14 protein-coding genes and 1 pseudogene are annotated in these 15,849 nt (G+C 57.6%); 13 read left to right on the forward strand and 2 right to left on the reverse strand.

What is annotated here, in order from left to right; genetic code table 11:
* The 13 genes and pseudogenes from AC1RME_RS03760 to AC1RME_RS03820 all read left to right on the forward strand — a co-directional run.
* Positions 1-76: pseudogene (locus AC1RME_RS03760) on the forward strand (Hcp family type VI secretion system effector); the annotation flags it as partial.
* A gap of 128 nt (positions 77-204) precedes the next feature.
* Positions 205-3,111 carry a type VI secretion system Vgr family protein gene (locus AC1RME_RS03765; protein WP_493090509.1) on the forward strand — a complete coding sequence of 969 codons (2,907 nt, stop codon included), beginning with the start codon at positions 205-207 and terminating at the stop codon, positions 3,109-3,111.
* Positions 3,108-7,814 carry an RHS repeat-associated core domain-containing protein gene (locus AC1RME_RS03770; protein WP_096821614.1) on the forward strand — a complete coding sequence of 1,569 codons (4,707 nt, stop codon included), beginning with the start codon at positions 3,108-3,110 and terminating at the stop codon, positions 7,812-7,814. Before AC1RME_RS03765 ends, AC1RME_RS03770 begins: the two co-directional genes overlap by 4 nt.
* Positions 7,815-7,830: 16 nt before the next feature.
* Complete coding sequence (locus AC1RME_RS03775) at positions 7,831-8,445, forward strand: Imm43 family immunity protein (RefSeq protein ID WP_096821615.1); 615 nt, start codon at positions 7,831-7,833, stop codon at positions 8,443-8,445.
* Positions 8,442-9,080 carry a hypothetical protein gene (locus tag AC1RME_RS03780; protein WP_096821616.1) on the forward strand — a complete coding sequence of 213 codons (639 nt, stop codon included), beginning with the start codon at positions 8,442-8,444 and terminating at the stop codon, positions 9,078-9,080. The genes AC1RME_RS03775 and AC1RME_RS03780 overlap by 4 nt, the downstream gene beginning before the upstream one ends.
* Before the next feature lie 23 nt (positions 9,081-9,103).
* Positions 9,104-9,589, forward strand: coding sequence for a DUF4265 domain-containing protein (locus AC1RME_RS03785; RefSeq protein ID WP_208491909.1), 486 nt, complete (start codon positions 9,104-9,106; stop codon positions 9,587-9,589).
* A 52-nt stretch (positions 9,590-9,641) separates the two neighbouring features.
* Positions 9,642-9,983, forward strand: coding sequence for an immunity protein Imm33 domain-containing protein (locus AC1RME_RS03790; protein ID WP_255261940.1), 342 nt, complete (start codon positions 9,642-9,644; stop codon positions 9,981-9,983).
* Positions 9,984-10,004: 21 nt separating this feature from the next.
* Positions 10,005-10,268, forward strand: a complete 264-nt coding sequence (locus AC1RME_RS03795; protein ID WP_096821618.1) for a PAAR domain-containing protein — start codon at positions 10,005-10,007, stop codon at positions 10,266-10,268.
* A gap of 118 nt (positions 10,269-10,386) precedes the next feature.
* Positions 10,387-10,782: a hypothetical protein gene (locus AC1RME_RS03800; protein WP_096821619.1), complete on the forward strand. Its 396-nt coding sequence runs from the start codon at positions 10,387-10,389 to the stop codon at positions 10,780-10,782.
* Between the two features lie 249 nt (positions 10,783-11,031).
* Positions 11,032-12,084, forward strand: a complete 1,053-nt coding sequence (locus tag AC1RME_RS03805; RefSeq protein ID WP_493090512.1) for an isopenicillin N synthase family dioxygenase — start codon at positions 11,032-11,034, stop codon at positions 12,082-12,084.
* 27 nt (positions 12,085-12,111) lie between these two features.
* Positions 12,112-12,921, forward strand: coding sequence for a MetQ/NlpA family ABC transporter substrate-binding protein (locus AC1RME_RS03810; RefSeq protein ID WP_192560621.1), 810 nt, complete (start codon positions 12,112-12,114; stop codon positions 12,919-12,921).
* Positions 12,918-13,718 (forward strand): methionine ABC transporter ATP-binding protein, encoded by an 801-nt coding sequence (locus AC1RME_RS03815; protein ID WP_493090514.1) that lies wholly within the window; start codon positions 12,918-12,920, stop codon positions 13,716-13,718. Before AC1RME_RS03810 ends, AC1RME_RS03815 begins: the two co-directional genes overlap by 4 nt.
* Complete coding sequence (locus tag AC1RME_RS03820) at positions 13,715-14,386, forward strand: methionine ABC transporter permease (protein ID WP_096821623.1); 672 nt, start codon at positions 13,715-13,717, stop codon at positions 14,384-14,386. The genes AC1RME_RS03815 and AC1RME_RS03820 overlap by 4 nt, the downstream gene beginning before the upstream one ends.
* Positions 14,387-14,401: 15 nt before the next feature.
* Here the strand turns inward: AC1RME_RS03820 and AC1RME_RS03825 are convergent, their stop codons facing one another.
* Together AC1RME_RS03825 and AC1RME_RS03830 are read right to left on the reverse strand one after the other, a co-directional pair.
* Positions 14,402-14,815: a cupin domain-containing protein gene (locus tag AC1RME_RS03825; protein WP_096821624.1), complete on the reverse strand. Its 414-nt coding sequence runs from the start codon at positions 14,813-14,815 to the stop codon at positions 14,402-14,404.
* A gap of 43 nt (positions 14,816-14,858) precedes the next feature.
* Positions 14,859-15,611 carry an SDR family oxidoreductase gene (locus AC1RME_RS03830; RefSeq protein WP_096821625.1) on the reverse strand — a complete coding sequence of 251 codons (753 nt, stop codon included), beginning with the start codon at positions 15,609-15,611 and terminating at the stop codon, positions 14,859-14,861.
* Positions 15,612-15,849 lie beyond the last annotated feature (238 nt).

Consider the following 15,849-nt stretch of genomic DNA (forward strand, 5'->3'; position numbering starts at 1 on the left):
CTACCGCAAAATCACCTGGACCCACGAAGTCTCCGGTACTTCGGGTTCCGATGACTGGCGTGCTCCAGTCGTTTAATTACGGCTGATGGTTGTACCGCCTCGACCGGTTTCGCCGGTCGAGGCACCTTCACTACTTAAAGAATTTTCAGCGTCAGATCCTTATCGATCTGGCGTGCGCTGCAGCACAGCACGAGGGACAAGGGAATGTTCTCACCGGCCAACCAGGCTCATTTCAACCTGACCATCGATGGCGCGGACAGCGATTTCCAGGTGCTGTCGTTCACCGGTCGGGAGGCCCTCAACACGCCCTTCGAATTCGAGCTGGAACTGGTCAGCGAAAAGGCCTCGATCAACCTCGAAAGTCTGCTGCACAAACTGGCGTTTCTTCAGCTGTCGCCGAGCGGCACCGGCATTCACGGGCTGATCTACAGCATCGCCCAGGGCGAGGCGGGCAAGCGCCTGACCCGCTACAAGATCTCGCTGCGCCCGCAGCTTTCGTACCTCGCGCACCGTTTCAACCAGCGCATCTTCCAGCAGATGACCGTGCAGCAGATCATCAGCCAGGTGCTGGAAGAACACGGCATCCTCGCCAGCGACTACCACTTCCAGCTGAGCGCGATCTATCCCGAGCGCGTCTACTGCACGCAGTACGATGAAAGTGACCTGCATTTCGTCCAGCGCCTGTGCGAAGAGGAGGGGATTCACTACCACTTCCAGCACACCGCCAGCGGCCACAAACTGACCTTCGGCGATGACCAGACGGTGTTCCCGAAACTCGCGCCCGTGGCCTATCAGCAGGACTCCGGGCTGGTGGCGGACAAGCCGGTGGTCAAGCGTTTCGGCCTGCGCCTGGCCACCCGCACCAGCCGCACTACGCGGCGCGATTACGACTTCGTCAAACCGAAGATCGAGCTGGAAAGCGATGCCAAGAGCAGCGCCCAGCCGGACCTGGAAGATTACGATTACCCGGGCCGTTTCGTGGACCGCGAGCGCGGCAAGCACCTGGCCAACCGCAACCTCGAACGCCACCGCAGCGACTATCGCCTGGCCGAGGGCAACAGCGACCAGCCGATTCTGGTCACCGGGCATTTTCTGGCCCTGACCGACCACGCCAACCCGACGTGGAACGACCTCTGGCTGCTCACTGAAATCTTCCACGAAGGCAAGCAGCCGCAAGTGCTGGAAGAGTCGGTGACCAGCGACACCACCGACAACAAAGACGATTTTCACCAGGGCTATCGCAACCGTTTCAACGCCATCCCCTGGGACGTGCCGTACCGTCCGCCGCTGGATCACCCGAAACCCAAGGTCCTCGGTTCGCAAAGCGCCGTGGTCACCGGGCCGGAAGGCGAAGAGATCTTCTGCGACCAGTACGGCCGGGTGAAGGTGCAGTTCTTCTGGGACCGCGAAGGCCAGCACGATGACAAGACCACCTGCTGGATGCGCGTGGCCTCCAGCTGGGCGGCTGAAGCCTTTGGCTCGATCAACATTCCGCGGGTCGGCATGGAAGTGCTGATCACCTTCCTCGAAGGCGATCCCGACCAGCCGCTGATCACCGGTTGCCTGTACCACGGCGCCAACCTGCCGCCGTACAAACTGCCCGACTTCAAGACTCTGGCCACGGTCAAGAGCAAGGAATACAAGGGCAGCCGCGCCAACGAACTGCGCATCGACGACACCACCAGCGAGATCAGCATCGCGCTGCGCAGTGATCACGGTGCGAGTGCGATCAACCTTGGTTACCTGACCCATCCACGTCCTTCAGGTGGGCAGCCACGCGGCGAAGGTTTTGAACTGCGCACCGACCGCCATGGCGCCGTGCGTGCTGGTGCCGGTCTGTTGATCACCACTGAGCCGCGCCCAAACGAATCCAAGCACCACAAGGACCTGCCGGAAACCGCCGAACGCCTTGCCACCGCCAGCGATCAACAGGACGGTTTCGCCACGCAGGCCAAAGAGCTTCAGGCTCAAGAGGCGGGCGATCAGGACGACGTGGCCAAGGCCTTGCACGCCCAGCACCAAGGCGTGCTCGGCTCGGGTCCGGCAAACCTCACCGCCAACGAATTCCCCGAATTCACCGAGCCGCATCTGGTGCTCGCCAGTCCGGCCGGTATCGCCCTGACCACACCGCGCTCCAGCCACATCGCCACCGGCGAACACCTGGCGCTGAGCAGCACCGGCCACACCAGTTTTTCCATCGGTAAACGCTTGCTGGCGAGTGCCAGCCGTGGCATGCGCTTGTTCGTGCAGAGCATGGGTTGGCGTCTGGTGGCGGCGTCCGGCGACATCGACGTCAAGGCGCTCAAGGACAGCATCAACCTGCTGGCCAAACTCAACATCACCGCCAACGCCGACCGCATCACCCTCACCGCCAAGACCGAACTGGTGATCCAGGGCGGCGGCAGCGCCACGACCTACAACGCCGGCGGCATCACCCACGCCACCAGCGGCCCGTACACCGCGCATGCGGCGAACTTCGCCTACACCGGGGCGAAATCCTTGGCGGGCGTGTTCCCGGAACCGCCGAAACCGGGCAAGGGCAATCTCGAATTATTCAACCAGTACGCCGGGCGTCAGGGCATCAAGGAAGGCGATTACGAAGTCATCGATGCGCTGGGCAAGAGCATCAAGGGCAAGCTCGATGCGAAGGGTTTCGCCAGTGTTGCCGGCGCCGCACCGGGGCCAGCGCGGGTGCTGTTCGGCAAGGACCCGGCGGACACTTGGAGTGAAGGCAGCTACATCGGCAAACCGGAATGGCCGTTGAATCCACCGGGCGCTGAGGACGTGCCGAGTCAGGTGCAGGCGATGGTCGCGCAGGCGCTGCCGAGCAAGAACTGGGATCTGTTGGAGAAGGGCAAGGAATTGGCACAGACCGGGATGGGCGCGGTGCACACCGCACAAGGCGCGATGCAAACAGCGCAGCAGGTGAAAGGCGCGATGCAGGGCGGGGTGGCTGGGCTGCCGAAACTGGCGAGTGCGGCGATGCCGAGTGCTTCCGGGCTGCTCGGGGCGGCGAGCAAGGCGGGCAAGTTGCCGAGTCTGCCAGCACCCGCGCTACCGAAATCCTCGCTTAAAACCCCTGGGCTGATTGCAAGTGAGATGCTGTCATGACTACCGCAAGCGCAACACAAAGCCGAGAGTCTCAAGTTGCTGTCGTGCCACTGAATCAGATTCAAGTAGCGGATGTCGGACGCGATGCTGCCAAGTTCGATGCATGGCTGCAGGAAGTCAGTGGCGGTTACGTCACCCTCGAGCGAATCAAATATGTCGCCGGAGCCCTGCCGGTAGTTGGCAACATCATGGCGTTGGTCGATGTCTTGAATGACATTGCCGTTTTATCTCGAAGTGAAAAGCGCGATCCGCTGGATTGGGTCAGCCTGGGCATCGACCTTATCGGTGTAATACCTGTCCCTGCGAATATGGCTGCCGCACGCATGAGCCTTCGACCGACGCTTTACCTGGTTCGGCAGGAAATGAAGGTGGCTGGCAAGGCGCTTTTGGGCGACGCGTTGATCAACGTGATTGCCGGTCACTTGAACGCAACGATTGTTGGCGAGATTGATCACTTCGTTAAGACCGCCCAATCTGCCTTGCCTGATCTGCTGGATAAAGCCGGGCAAAAGGGTGAAGAGTTCCTCAAGCAGATTGCCACGGGATTGAACGCTGTTGTCGATGCTGAACTTGATGCCGGTGCTGACCTCAAGCGAGCAGGGAAAAAAATGGACGGTGTGGGGGGGCAACTCCTGCACGATCCCGGCAAGGCCATCAGCAATATTTTTGACGCAGCCTTCGATGTCTATAAGGCCGCGGGAAAGGGCGTAGTCAATAGCGCTGCAAAGCATCTGTTGCCTCGGGAAGCCAAGAAGCTCGTTCACGATCAAACCAAGATACTGGTTGCCATGGGGCCGGAGCTAAAGGCTCAACTGAAAAAGCTCAGTAATCCGAACATGCCGTTTTCCATCGGCGCGCTGCTGATCGTACTGACAAAGGCTGTCGAGGCCTGGAATCTGCGTAACAGGCGTGGTGTCGCCGGTCACGTGAAAGTCGGCGGAACGAGCCAGGCCAAACACAGGGCAGGTGAGGGCAGAACCGAAGTCAGGAAAACGGAAGTCCCGGCGAAGAAGAAACCCAATGCTGAAAAAAACGGTACCTGCCCGGGTACCTGCGACAGCATCAGCTTTGCAGTGGGCTCCGAAAGCATTGCTCACACGGATTTCAATTTGACCGGCCCGTTCCCGATCGAGTGGACGCGTATTTACAGCTCGGATCTGGATACCTATGACCAAGGCGATTTGGGTGCACGATGGATCACTTCGTTCACCACACGATTCGACCTCGTTGACGGTGCCTTGCAGTTCCATGATGCGGATGGCCGCAGCCATGACTATCCGCTGCCCAAAGTTGACCTGTTCCATTACGACGCGATCGAAAACCTCACGGTTGTCCGCGTTAGTGACGACAAGCTGTTGCTCTGCCGTGGTTTCGAACGCAAGGAAACCTATGTCCGTCGTGGTCAGCAGTTTCTGCTGGTCGGTGTGGAGTTGCGCAGCGGCGCCGGCATCATGCTGCATTACGAGCATCGCTACGGTGACCGGACAGTACTGTCCGACCTGATTACGTACGAGGGGGATCCGGGCAAGGTGCATCTGCACCTCGGCACGATGATTGATGGACAAGGGCGCTTGACCGGGCTCTGGGAGATCCGTGACGGTGAGCCTCTGCGTCAGCTTTGTTCCTATGTTTACGATTCGGCGGGCGATCTGGTTCAGGCACAGGATGAAAACGGTGCTGCATGGCGTTATCAGTACCAGCATCACCTGATCACCCGTTACACCGATCGCACCGGGCGCGGCATGAACCTGCAATGGCTGGGTCATGGTGCAGACGCCAAGGCAGTTCGTGAGTGGGCGGATGACGGCAGTTTCGATACCCGTCTGGAATGGGATGAAAACATTCGACTGGTGTACGTCACGGATGCGCTCGGTCATGAGACCTGGCATTACTTTGACAGTCTGGGTTACACCTACCGTATTCGGCACGCCGACGATCGTTCTGACTGGTTCTTCCGCGATAGCGCAAAAAACGTGATCCGCCACGTCCGTGCCGATGGGCGCTCGGATCGCTACAGCTATGATGAACGAAGCAATCTTCTCGAACACATTCGCACCGATGACACGGTGGTCCACTTCGCCTACGACGATCTCGACCAACTGATCAAGATCAGCGATGCCGAGGGCGGGCAATGGACAAGGGCCTATGACGACGCTGGCAACCTTGTCGAGAGCGTCGATCCACTGGGCAACAAGACCGAATACGCTTACAACCCGGCCGGGATGCCAACCTCGGTCAAAGATGCCAACGGCAATGAAAAGAAACTGGCCTACAACGCTTCCGGGCAATTGGTGGAGTACGTCGATTGTTCAGGCAAGACCAGTGCCTGGGAGTACAGCGAACGCGGCCAGATGATTTGCTTCACGGACGCTGCCGGCCACAGTACCGAATACCGATACAGTGCCGGGCAATTGACGTTGATCATGCACCCGGACAAGACCGAGGAGCGCTTCGAGCGTGATGCCGAGGGCCGATTGCTGGCCCATGTCGATGGTCTGGATCGTTGCACAACTTGGAAGTACAGCGCGGCGGGGCTGATCGCCGAGCGGGTGGATGCGCTGGAGCATGCCGTTCGTTATCGCTGGGACAAGCTCGGTCGACTGATTGCACTGGAGAACGAGAACGAACGTCGTGCTCACTTCAACTACGACCCGGTCGGTCGTTTACTTGAAGAAACAGCTTTTGACGGGCGTTCAACCCGTTATTCGTACGAGCCCGAAACCGGGCGGCTTGCGAAAATCTACAACGGTGAACATTGCGTCGAGATACGTTTTGACTCAATGAATCGTTTGATCGAACGCAGAGCGATTCTGGGTGATCAGCAGCAAAGCGAAACCTTCGATTACGACGGTAACAGCAAACTGATCATGGCTTGCAACGCCGATAGCCGCTTGCAGTGGTTCCATGATCTGGCGGGTAACATCCTGCGTGAGCATCAACACTATCTGGGCCTCGAGAGCCCGATGGTCGCCATATGGCAGCATGAGTACGATGCACTCAATCAACGCGTTGCAACCCTGCGCCCCGATGGCCACCGAGTCAGTTGGCTGACCTACGGCAGCGGCCACCTGCTGGGATTGCGTCTGGATGACCATGAACTGGCCGGATTCGAGCGTGACGATTTGCACCGTGAAGTCGCTCGCCATCAAGGAAATCATCTGTTGCAAACGCAGAAATGGGACCCGGCCGGGCGCTTGCAAGCTCAGGTGCTGGAGCGCAGTGCCGACAAATCGGTGCTGCTCAAGCGTGACTACCAATACGATGCCGCTGGTCAACTGACGGATATCAATGACAGTCGTCGGGGCCCGCTTTCCTATCGTTATGACCCTGTCGGTCGTTTGATCAATGCCGTTACGCGTATAGGGGTCGAAACCTTTGCGTTCGATCCTGCCGGGAATCTCCTGGATGAACGAGCCTTTGAAATCCGCCGGCCTCTGGACCAAGAGCCTGCGCGAAGCAAACTGCTGGATAACGTGTTGCGTGAATACGCGGGCACGAATTATGAGTACGACGAGCGCGGCAATCAGATCAAGCGCTGGAGTAACGGCAGCGTCTGCGAAATGCGATGGGACCTGTTCGATCGCCTGGTGCATTTCGAAGATGATCGTCTGTCGGTGGATTATGCATACGACCCGTTAGGTCGCCGCCTGCACAAGAACTCTCGAGCGCACTACAAGCATCGTCCAGAGGCAGGCTCTCTGTGGAACAGCAATGAACATGCACGTAAACAACGTGAGCATGACTGTGGCTTCACGATGTTCGGTTGGGATGGTGACAATCTGGCGTGGGAGAGCAGTCCCCCGCAGCTGGATGGTGATACCGGACGCACGGTTCATTACATTTACGAACCTGGTACCTACAACCCCGTGGCACAGGCGCTGAGTCAGCAGCCTGTTCGTCTGGTGCCTCAACCCGAATACGGTGACGTTTACGCGGCGGACGAGGATCCACTTTGGAATCACGCTCCGGTTCCGCCCCCGTTTGATGCGATTGCCTGGTATCAGTGTGATCACCTCGGTACACCCCAGGAAATGACCGATCAGCAAGGGAATGTGGCTTGGAGCGCTCATTACAAAGTGTGGGGGCGGGCGATTGAACAGCGCTCATCATCAGCGCTGCAGCAAGGGTTGAAAAACCCATTTCGCTTCCAGGGTCAGTATCACGACCATGAGACCGGCCTGCATTACAACCGTCACCGGTACTACGATCCAGACGTCGGTCGCTTCGTTTCTCGTGATCCGATCGGGTACGCGGGTGGTATCAACTTCTATCAATATGCAATCAGTCCGACCCAGTGGGTCGATCCGAACGGTCTTTGCAGCACTGCACTCAATCGGGCACTGGGCGGAAAAACCCATGACAAGATGCAGGCCCATCACCTGATTCCCGAGGAAGTATGGGGACGGCAGGCCAGCTTCTTCTCGGATATCGGGATGGGTGGAGAACGCGATAAAAAGGAAAACGGATTGTTGATGCCCGACAGTGCCGATCAGGCCAAGAAAACCAAGCGTGTTTTTTACCACTGTGGGTCGCATGGTAAGGTCTACAGCCCGATGGTTAACAACATGGTAACGACCGTCAGAAGCAAATATGAAGCTGGTGTGATTGACGAAGCGCAGGCGCGAACTCAGATATCCGCGATTCAGACAAGACTGAGAGCCAGTCTTTCCGTACCTGGCACAACACAGCGCAGACTTAGATAAGCAGGGAGAAGGGATTATGGAATACTTTGTGCTTTCTCAAAAAGAAGAGTCCGGTTGCCCGGTCGGATTCTTGCAGGCGGATCTATACGATAAGTTCTATTCAGATACCAAGGACGTTGAGCATGGTTTTTTTTCGTGGTACGCGGAGAAAATTCATTACAAAACGCACACGCCTTATCCAGAAGGCATGGTGCTTATTTCAAAAGACAAGCTCTATGACTTTGATATACGTAGCATTGCCCGCTTTTATATAGTCAGTGACGAATTCATGTCTGTTTGCAGCGAGATGGATGTTGCTGTTACTGATTCGGTGCCAATCAAGGTGGTTTCCAAAGCTGGAGAAAGTATTTCATCCAGAAACTACAATGCTGTTCTTTTTGAGGAACTGGATGCGCGCTCGCAAACTGACCCGGCATCGACTTTTATAGAGGAGGATGGGTTGATTTTCAGATTCAAAAAGCTTGTATTGCCAGCAGGCTTTAATCGGAATCTGTTCAAGTTCAAGGGGCTGATTTCAGGTAGTAATACGCTTATCTGTTCCAGTGAGTTCAAGAAGCTCGCGGAGGGGATCAAAGGGGTGAACTTCACTCCTCTGAAGGATGTGATCTGGTCGGGCGTGAGACCTATTTGACTGCGAGCACAGAGTTTATGAATTTTTATGTGCTTTCACAGAAAGAGGAGCAAGGCTGTCCTGCCGGGATTTTACGTGCTGATCTTTTCGACAGATATTATTCCTGCACAAGAGATGTTGAATTTGGTTTTTTTCCCTGGTACGCGGAAAGGGGGAAGCCCGGGCCGCGTACCCCCTTTCCGGAGGGCATGGTTTTAATTTCCAAAGATGAAAACTATGAATTCGATATTCGAAGCGTTTCGAAATTTTTTTATGTGGTGAGTGACGAATTTTTAGCCGCCTGCAATAGCTTCAACGTGAATGTGGTTGATAGCGTCAGGATTGACGTGCTTTCGGAGGGCGGAAAACGCACTTCCTCAAAACATTACAATGCTGTGTTGTTCGATGAGTTGGATGTACGGACAAACTGCGATCCAGCCTCTACGTTTGTAGAGGAAAAGGGCAGGCCAATCAGGTTCAAAAAATTAATTCTCGGTGATGATTGGAAATTCGATCTTTTCAAGTACGGGAGACAGGTGTCAGGAAGTGATAGTCTGATCTGTTCTCAGGCGTTCAGGGATGCGGCAATCGATTTCAAGGGTATTGATTTTACCTCGTTGGAAACAGTTGTGTGGTCCGGGGTTAGGCGAATATGAACGATACAAAGCTGAGTTTTCGCATAGCCGACAAAACCAACCCTGTTCATATTAAGGTATTTGCAGGCAGCCACTCTGATGGTCCGGTATACGAGGAGCTCCCGGCTCGTCATGTAGGCGCGACAGCCTATGAACTGCTGTCCTCACCCGGGCTGGCGCTGAATATGGCTCGCGGAGACGTCATATCGATCAAAAACAAAAACACCCATGCGGTGGTGCTTGAACGAGGTGGTAACTTTTGCATTCACATCTACGCCGATTCCATTCGTGCTGCGGATATCGCTGAGCTGGAAGTCGATGTGCTGCGTGAACTGGGTGGAACGCTGGACGGCGTGTTTGAGGGCAATCTTTCGTTGGCTGTTCCAGCGAGCAACGGGATGAACAAGATCAACGAGGTTTTTGACCGATTTCGCGATAGAACCGGGATTCAATGGTATTACGCCAACATCTATCAGAACCTGGATGACGATGATGACGAGACGCTGTTGAACTGGTGGCTCGAAGGCTGACGACCCTGAACCCACAATCGAATGGAATCGGATCAACAAACAAGGAGTGGCTGTGAGCGAACATGAGCGGGTTTATCCCAGTGCTGCGCAGAACGCGATCTGTGAAAAATACGGGATGTCTGTGCTTCCTCCCGAGGAAATGGTCGCTATCGCCATCGAGTCGCTAGGGAACACACCCATTTATGGCACACGCGTTTGTTTGCCGGATGGGGGGAATGTCAGCTGGTTCATCCACGGCGGCACGCATTCAGCGGCGATTGATTTTTACCAGCCGGTTTGTATTGAACACTTACCCGAAATGCTTCCGCTGGTGATGAAATATCTGTGTTTACCCACGGGCGCCAAATTCATCATCGATACCCAAGGGTACGAAGACGTCTGGATGGCTGAGTAACCTGGTCAAAGGAGTGACAACATGAAAGACGCAATCCGCCTCGGCGACTCCACCACCCACGGTGGCAAGGTCCTCGAAGCCTTCTCCCGGACCGACCTCAACGGCAAGCCGATTGCCGGGGTCGGCCACAAGGTCAGTTGCCCGTTGTGCAAAGGGATTTTTCCGATTGCCGAGGGCAGCAGCACCTACACCGTCGATGGTGTGCCCATCGCGCTCGACGGCATGAAAACTGCCTGTGGGGCGGCGCTGATTGCCAGCGGGCCCAAAGGTGCAGTTGTCAGCTAAAACCATACTTGTACATTGATTGCCATCTTCATGACGCGGCCTTTTCGGCGCGTTTTTTGATAAGAAATGCTTCAACCAAAGCAGAGTTCAAAACTCTCCAACATTTAAAGGAATAAATATGAAAACCGCTTCTTTGATTCTCGCCATGGCAGCCGCTTTTGGCACCAGCATGCTCGCCCACGCCGAAGGGCAAGACGCCGTCACCCTGAAAGGGATATACGACAACGGCCGCAACATGTCAGGCCTGATCAAAAGCTGCGTCGACAAGGGGTTCCTGAAAGCAGATAGCACCGAGAACGCCAACAAGATGGTTGCATTCGTTGGCAACATGCCTGGCGATTTCGACAAGCGTGACGGCGATAAAAACGAACAGTTTGGCCGTAAAGGCGAAGTGTTCACGGATGGGGAATACAAGAGCCTGGAAAGCAACCTGCCGCCGAACCTCACCCTCAAACAATGGTGCGAACAGGCTGATCAAGGCATGCGCGAAGGGTTGAAGCGCGTCGGTCTGTAGCCGTCAGCTGATTCAGGACCGACGGTAACGGCAAGTCGATTGCCGCGGTCGGTCCTGAGGTCAGTTGTACCCCCTCAATAGACAGACCTAAGCTAATGCAAAAAAGATATTTGTTCGGAGTTTTATATATCGTTTAGTTTTGATTCACAGACGAATCAAAGCATCAAACCGACAGACCCCCGATTGCCATGACGGCACACGCTGAATCGATCACAGGCTCTTCAGGTTTGATTCACACGGGAGTGAATCATGCCGCACACCTCAGACATCACCGCATTACCCATCCTGGACTTGTCCCTGCTCGACGGTACGCCGCAGCAGCGCCAGACCTTTCTCGATGACTTGCGCCACGCCGCGCGCGACGTCGGGTTTTTCTACCTGACCGGCCATGGCATCGACGCTGGCTTGCTCCAGCAAGTGCAAGACCACGCCCGCCAATTCTTTGCCTTGCCCGACAACGAGAAAACCGCCGTCGGCATGGTCAATTCCCCGCACTTTCGCGGTTACAACCGCGCCGCTTCGGAGATCACTCGCGGCCAGCCCGATCAGCGTGAACAGTTCGATCTGGGGGCCGAGCGTGACGTCTTGCCGTTGACGGCCGACAGTCCGTTGTGGGCGCGCCTGCAAGGCCCCAATCAATGGCCGCAGGCATTGCCGCAACTCAAACCGTTGCTGCTCGATTGGCAGCAAGCCATGACCCAAATGTCTTTGCGCCTGCTGCGTGCGTTTGCCCAGGCGCTCGCGCTTCCGGAAGACGCCTTCGACCAGTTGTACGGCGATAAACCCAACGAACATATCAAGTTGATTCGCTATCCCGGGCAGCCCTCGAAGGCGAGCAATCAGGGCGTCGGCGCGCACAAGGATTCGGGTTTCCTCAGCTTCCTGCTGCAAGACCAGCAGGCCGGTCTGCAAGTGGAAATCGAAGAAGGTCGCTGGATCGATGCGTTACCACGGGACAATACCCTGGTGGTCAACATCGGCGAATTGCTGGAGCTGGCCACCAACGGTTATCTGCGCGCCACGGTGCATCGCGTGGTTTCGCCGCCAGCGGGCAGTGAGCGTTTTTCCATCGCGTTTTTCCTTGGTGCGCAACTCGACGCGGTGGTGCCGCTGTACCCGTTGCCGGCGGTGTTGCTGCGCGAAGCGCGGGGGCCGGCGAGTGATCCGCTCAATCCGTTGTTCCGTGACGTCGGCTGGAATTACCTCAAGGGCCGACTGCGCTCCCATCCCGATGTCGCGCAGCGCTTCTATGCCGATGCGTCGAATACCCGGACACCGCTTCGCAAGACCGCCAACGCCTGATCCATCACTCGCAAAAGGACTCTTCCCATGTTGAAAAAAGCAGGCTTGACCCTGGCCGTTCTCGGCGCGCTGGTGGCTTCGTTTGGCGCTCAGGCGCTGGAACCGTTGCGCGTTGCCGCCGACCCGGTGCCCCACGCGCAGATTCTGGCGTACATCCAGAAGATCGACCCACAACTGAACCTCAAGGTGATCGAAATCCCTCAGGGCGTGAACTCCAACGAGCTGCTGGTTCACGGCGATGTGGACGCCAATTACTTCCAGCATCTGCCGTATCTGCAATCCCAGGAAAAAGCCCTCGGCGAGAAACTTGCGGTGGCCGCGACGGTGCACATCGAACCGCTGGGCATTTACTCCCACCGTCACAAAACCTTCGCCCAAGTGCCGGACAAAGGCACCGTCGCCGTACCGAACAACGTCACCAACCTGAGCCGTGCGCTGTACCTGTTGCAGGACAACGGCCTGATCAAGCTCAAGCCCGGTTTCAATGATCCAGCGGCCGATCAGGCAACGCCCAAGGACATCGCCGAAAACCCGAAACACCTGAAGATCCTCGAAATCGAATCGCCGCAACTGCCTCGTGCGCTGGACGATGTGGACCTGGCGGTGATCAACGGTAACTACGCGCTGGAGGCCGGTCTGGTGCCGGCCAAGGATGCGCTGGGCCTGGAGAAAGCCGAGCACAACCCTTACGCCAACATTCTGGTGACCACGCCGAAACTGGAAAACGATCCGCGCATTCAGCAACTGGCCAAGGACCTGACTTCGCCGCAAGTCGCCAAATACATCGCCGAGAACTTCAAGGGCTCGGTGATCCCGGTGGCGGACGCCAAGCCATGATCCTCGTCGAGCAGTTGAGCAAGACTTACCCGTCAGCGCCGACACCGGCGCTGGATCAGGTATCGCTGAGCATTCCCGATGGTGCGATCTATGGGATTCTCGGGCGCAGCGGCGCGGGCAAGTCGACGCTGTTGCGCTGTCTCAATCTGCTCGAACGCCCGGACTCCGGGCGGATTCTGCTGGACGGCGAAGACCTCACGGCACTGTCCGACCGTGAGCTGCGCCGGCAACGTCAGCGCATCGGCATGATCTTTCAGGGCTTCAATCTGCTGCATTCGCGCAACGTGTTCGACAACGTCGCGGTGCCGCTGGAAATCGCCAAGGTCGCCAAACCACAGCGTCACGAGCGGGTTCGGGAGTTGCTGGATCTAGTGGGCTTGAGCGACAAGGCCGAAGCCTTTCCTTCGCAACTGTCCGGCGGGCAGAAGCAGCGGGTGGGCATCGCCCGGGCCTTGGCGGCGCGTCCGGCGTATCTGCTATCGGACGAAGCCACCAGCGCCCTCGACCCGGAAACCACCGCGTCGATTCTGGAGCTGTTGCGCGATATCAACCGGCAGTTGGGTTTGACCATTGTGCTGATCACCCACGAGCTGGACGTGGTCAAGTCGATCTGCGATCACGCTGCGTCCATGGCCAACGGAAGATTGGTGGAGGCGGGGCCGGTCGCCCGATTGCTGGCGACTCCGGATTCCGCGCTCGGTGCCTCGCTGCGGCCCAGTTGCGGTTTACCGCTGGGGCACGACGCGCCGGGGCTCAGTTTTCTCCGACAATACGGCGTACGGGCGGCCCACTCATGAACCGTACCGTCGACTGGAATGAAATCCTGCAACTGGTGCTCAACGCCACCGGTGAAACCCTGTACATGGTGCTGCTTGCCGGGCTGTTCACGCTGTTGATCGGCCTGCCGCTGGGCGTTTTGCTGTTCATCAGTCGCCGTCAGGGTTTGTACCCGTTGCCCCGGATCAATCAGGTACTGGGCGCAGTGATCAACCTCGGTCGGTCGCTGCCGTTCGTGGTGATGCTGATTGCCCTGATCCCGCTGACCCGGCTGGTGGTCGGCACCACGTTGGGCAGCACGGCCGCCGTGGTACCGATCACTATTGGAGCCTTTCCGTTTTTTGCGCGGATCGTCGAGAACGCCCTGGACGAAGTTGAAAAGGGCCGGATCGAAGCGATCCTCGCCATGGGGGGCGACATCCGTCATGTGATTTTCAAAGTGCTGTTGCCCGAAGCGCTACCGGCGTTGCTGGCGGGCGTCACCCTGACGCTGGTGATGCTGATCGGTTTTTCCTCCATGGCCGGCGTGATCGGTGGCGGCGGACTGGGTGATCTGGCAATCCGTTACGGCTATCAGCGGTTCAACAATGAAGTGATGGTCGCCACCGTCGTGGTGCTGGTCATCCTCGTCCAAGGCGTGCAGAGCCTGGGCGATCGGCTGGTGCGATCGCTGGCTCATCGACGTTGAAGGTCGGTTGCAGGCTTACTTTTTGAGGGGCGTGACGAGCGCCGTTTCGTCGGTGTCGAGGACGAACACCGCCAACAAGCGCGCAGGCTGGGTATCGCTGGCGTTGGCACTCACCAGGTGCACGGAGCCCGGCTCCTCGACGAAGTTTTCGCCGACGTGGTAGATCTTTTCCGGCTCGCCTTTGACTTTGATGCGGAACGAGCCTTCCAGAACCGTGGCGTAGATGAAGGCGGTTTTCGGGTGGGTATGGGACGGTGATGCCGCTCCCGGCCCGTATTCGACCACCACACCCCTCATGCTTTTGCCGGGGATGTTGGGAATCGGCCGATCAAAGACCACCGAGACCTTGCCGGCGGGTGGCTCGGCGGCCGATGCGGCGCTGATCGACAGCGCTGCAAAAACGGCGCTCAACAAAAATCGAATTACCATGATTTTTCTCCTTGGCAAAAAGGGAAGGGAATGGCGCGAATGACTATCGCGCTGTCGACCGAGCGATCCAGTCTTCAAAACGAATGGCACCCAGGCGCGACTGCTTGCCGGTGACCAGCGATTGATCGTCGAGCAACGTCCCGTAGTAGCGTGCATGCACGTCCGGTACGACCTTGCGGTTGTCCTGGCTCGCCTGCAGGAAGCGTCGGACCAATTCGTCCAGCGGCAGTGCTTCAGGCCCGCCGACATCCACTGAGCCGTTGAGCGGGGCGGCCAGGACGACGTCTGCCAGCGCCGCCACCACGTCGTCAGAAGCAATCGGTTGAATCAGCGCTGGTGGCACGCGAAGTTCATCGGCGACGGCAAAGGATTCAGCGATGCCACCGACAAATTCGAAAAACTGCGTGGCCCGCAGGATCGAGTAAGGCATGCCGGATGCCTTGATCAGGTTTTCCTGGGCCACCTTGGCGCGCATATAGCCGGCCTCGGGCAAGCGTTCACACCCGACAATCGACAGTGCAACGTGATGACGCACCCCGGCAGCAGCCTCGGCCGCCAGCAGGTTGCGGCTCGAGGTTTCGAAGAAGTCGAGGACGGCCTGATCCTCCCACGACGGAGCATTGGCCACGTCGACCACGACGTCGGTGCCGTCCATGGCGGCCGCCAGACCTTCGCGGGTGATGCTGTTGACGCCCGTGCTGGGGCTGGCGGCGAGCACGTCATGGCCGCGCTCGCGAAGAAGGTTCACCAGTTTCGAGCCGATGAGGCCGGAGCCTCCGATAACGACGATCTTCATGGGGTCTCTCCTCGATGACGCCAACCATTGGCGTCGTTGGAATGGAGAGTGCCGGTGCAGGGGAGAGAAGTCCTTGTGGCGACCTTGGGTTTGCCTTGTCGAACCCTTGCATTTTTGTCCAGCCTGCGCCCCGGAATGGACGCAGTAGCGTGTTCAAGTCAGGCGTATTATCGTTCTCGACTTCTCACCATCTGCCGCCCGGGACACGGAGTTGAAGGCGCGTCGCCAAGGGACGTTC

This window comes from Pseudomonas sp. GW822-FHT03F08 (genome assembly GCF_058801265.1).

Coding starts and splice junctions, on each gene's coding strand:
- AC1RME_RS03765 (WP_493090509.1), top strand. CDS start 205: ATGTTCTCACCGGCCAACCAGGCTCATTTCAACCTGACCATCGATGGC.
- AC1RME_RS03770 (WP_096821614.1), top strand. CDS start 3,108: ATGACTACCGCAAGCGCAACACAAAGCCGAGAGTCTCAAGTTGCTGTC.
- AC1RME_RS03775 (WP_096821615.1), top strand. CDS start 7,831: ATGGAATACTTTGTGCTTTCTCAAAAAGAAGAGTCCGGTTGCCCGGTC.
- AC1RME_RS03795 (WP_096821618.1), top strand. CDS start 10,005: ATGAAAGACGCAATCCGCCTCGGCGACTCCACCACCCACGGTGGCAAG.
- AC1RME_RS03800 (WP_096821619.1), top strand. CDS start 10,387: ATGAAAACCGCTTCTTTGATTCTCGCCATGGCAGCCGCTTTTGGCACC.
- AC1RME_RS03805 (WP_493090512.1), top strand. CDS start 11,032: ATGCCGCACACCTCAGACATCACCGCATTACCCATCCTGGACTTGTCC.
- AC1RME_RS03810 (WP_192560621.1), top strand. CDS start 12,112: ATGTTGAAAAAAGCAGGCTTGACCCTGGCCGTTCTCGGCGCGCTGGTG.
- AC1RME_RS03815 (WP_493090514.1), top strand. CDS start 12,918: ATGATCCTCGTCGAGCAGTTGAGCAAGACTTACCCGTCAGCGCCGACA.
- AC1RME_RS03820 (WP_096821623.1), top strand. CDS start 13,715: ATGAACCGTACCGTCGACTGGAATGAAATCCTGCAACTGGTGCTCAAC.
- AC1RME_RS03825 (WP_096821624.1), bottom strand. CDS start 14,815: ATGGTAATTCGATTTTTGTTGAGCGCCGTTTTTGCAGCGCTGTCGATC.
- AC1RME_RS03830 (WP_096821625.1), bottom strand. CDS start 15,611: ATGAAGATCGTCGTTATCGGAGGCTCCGGCCTCATCGGCTCGAAACTG.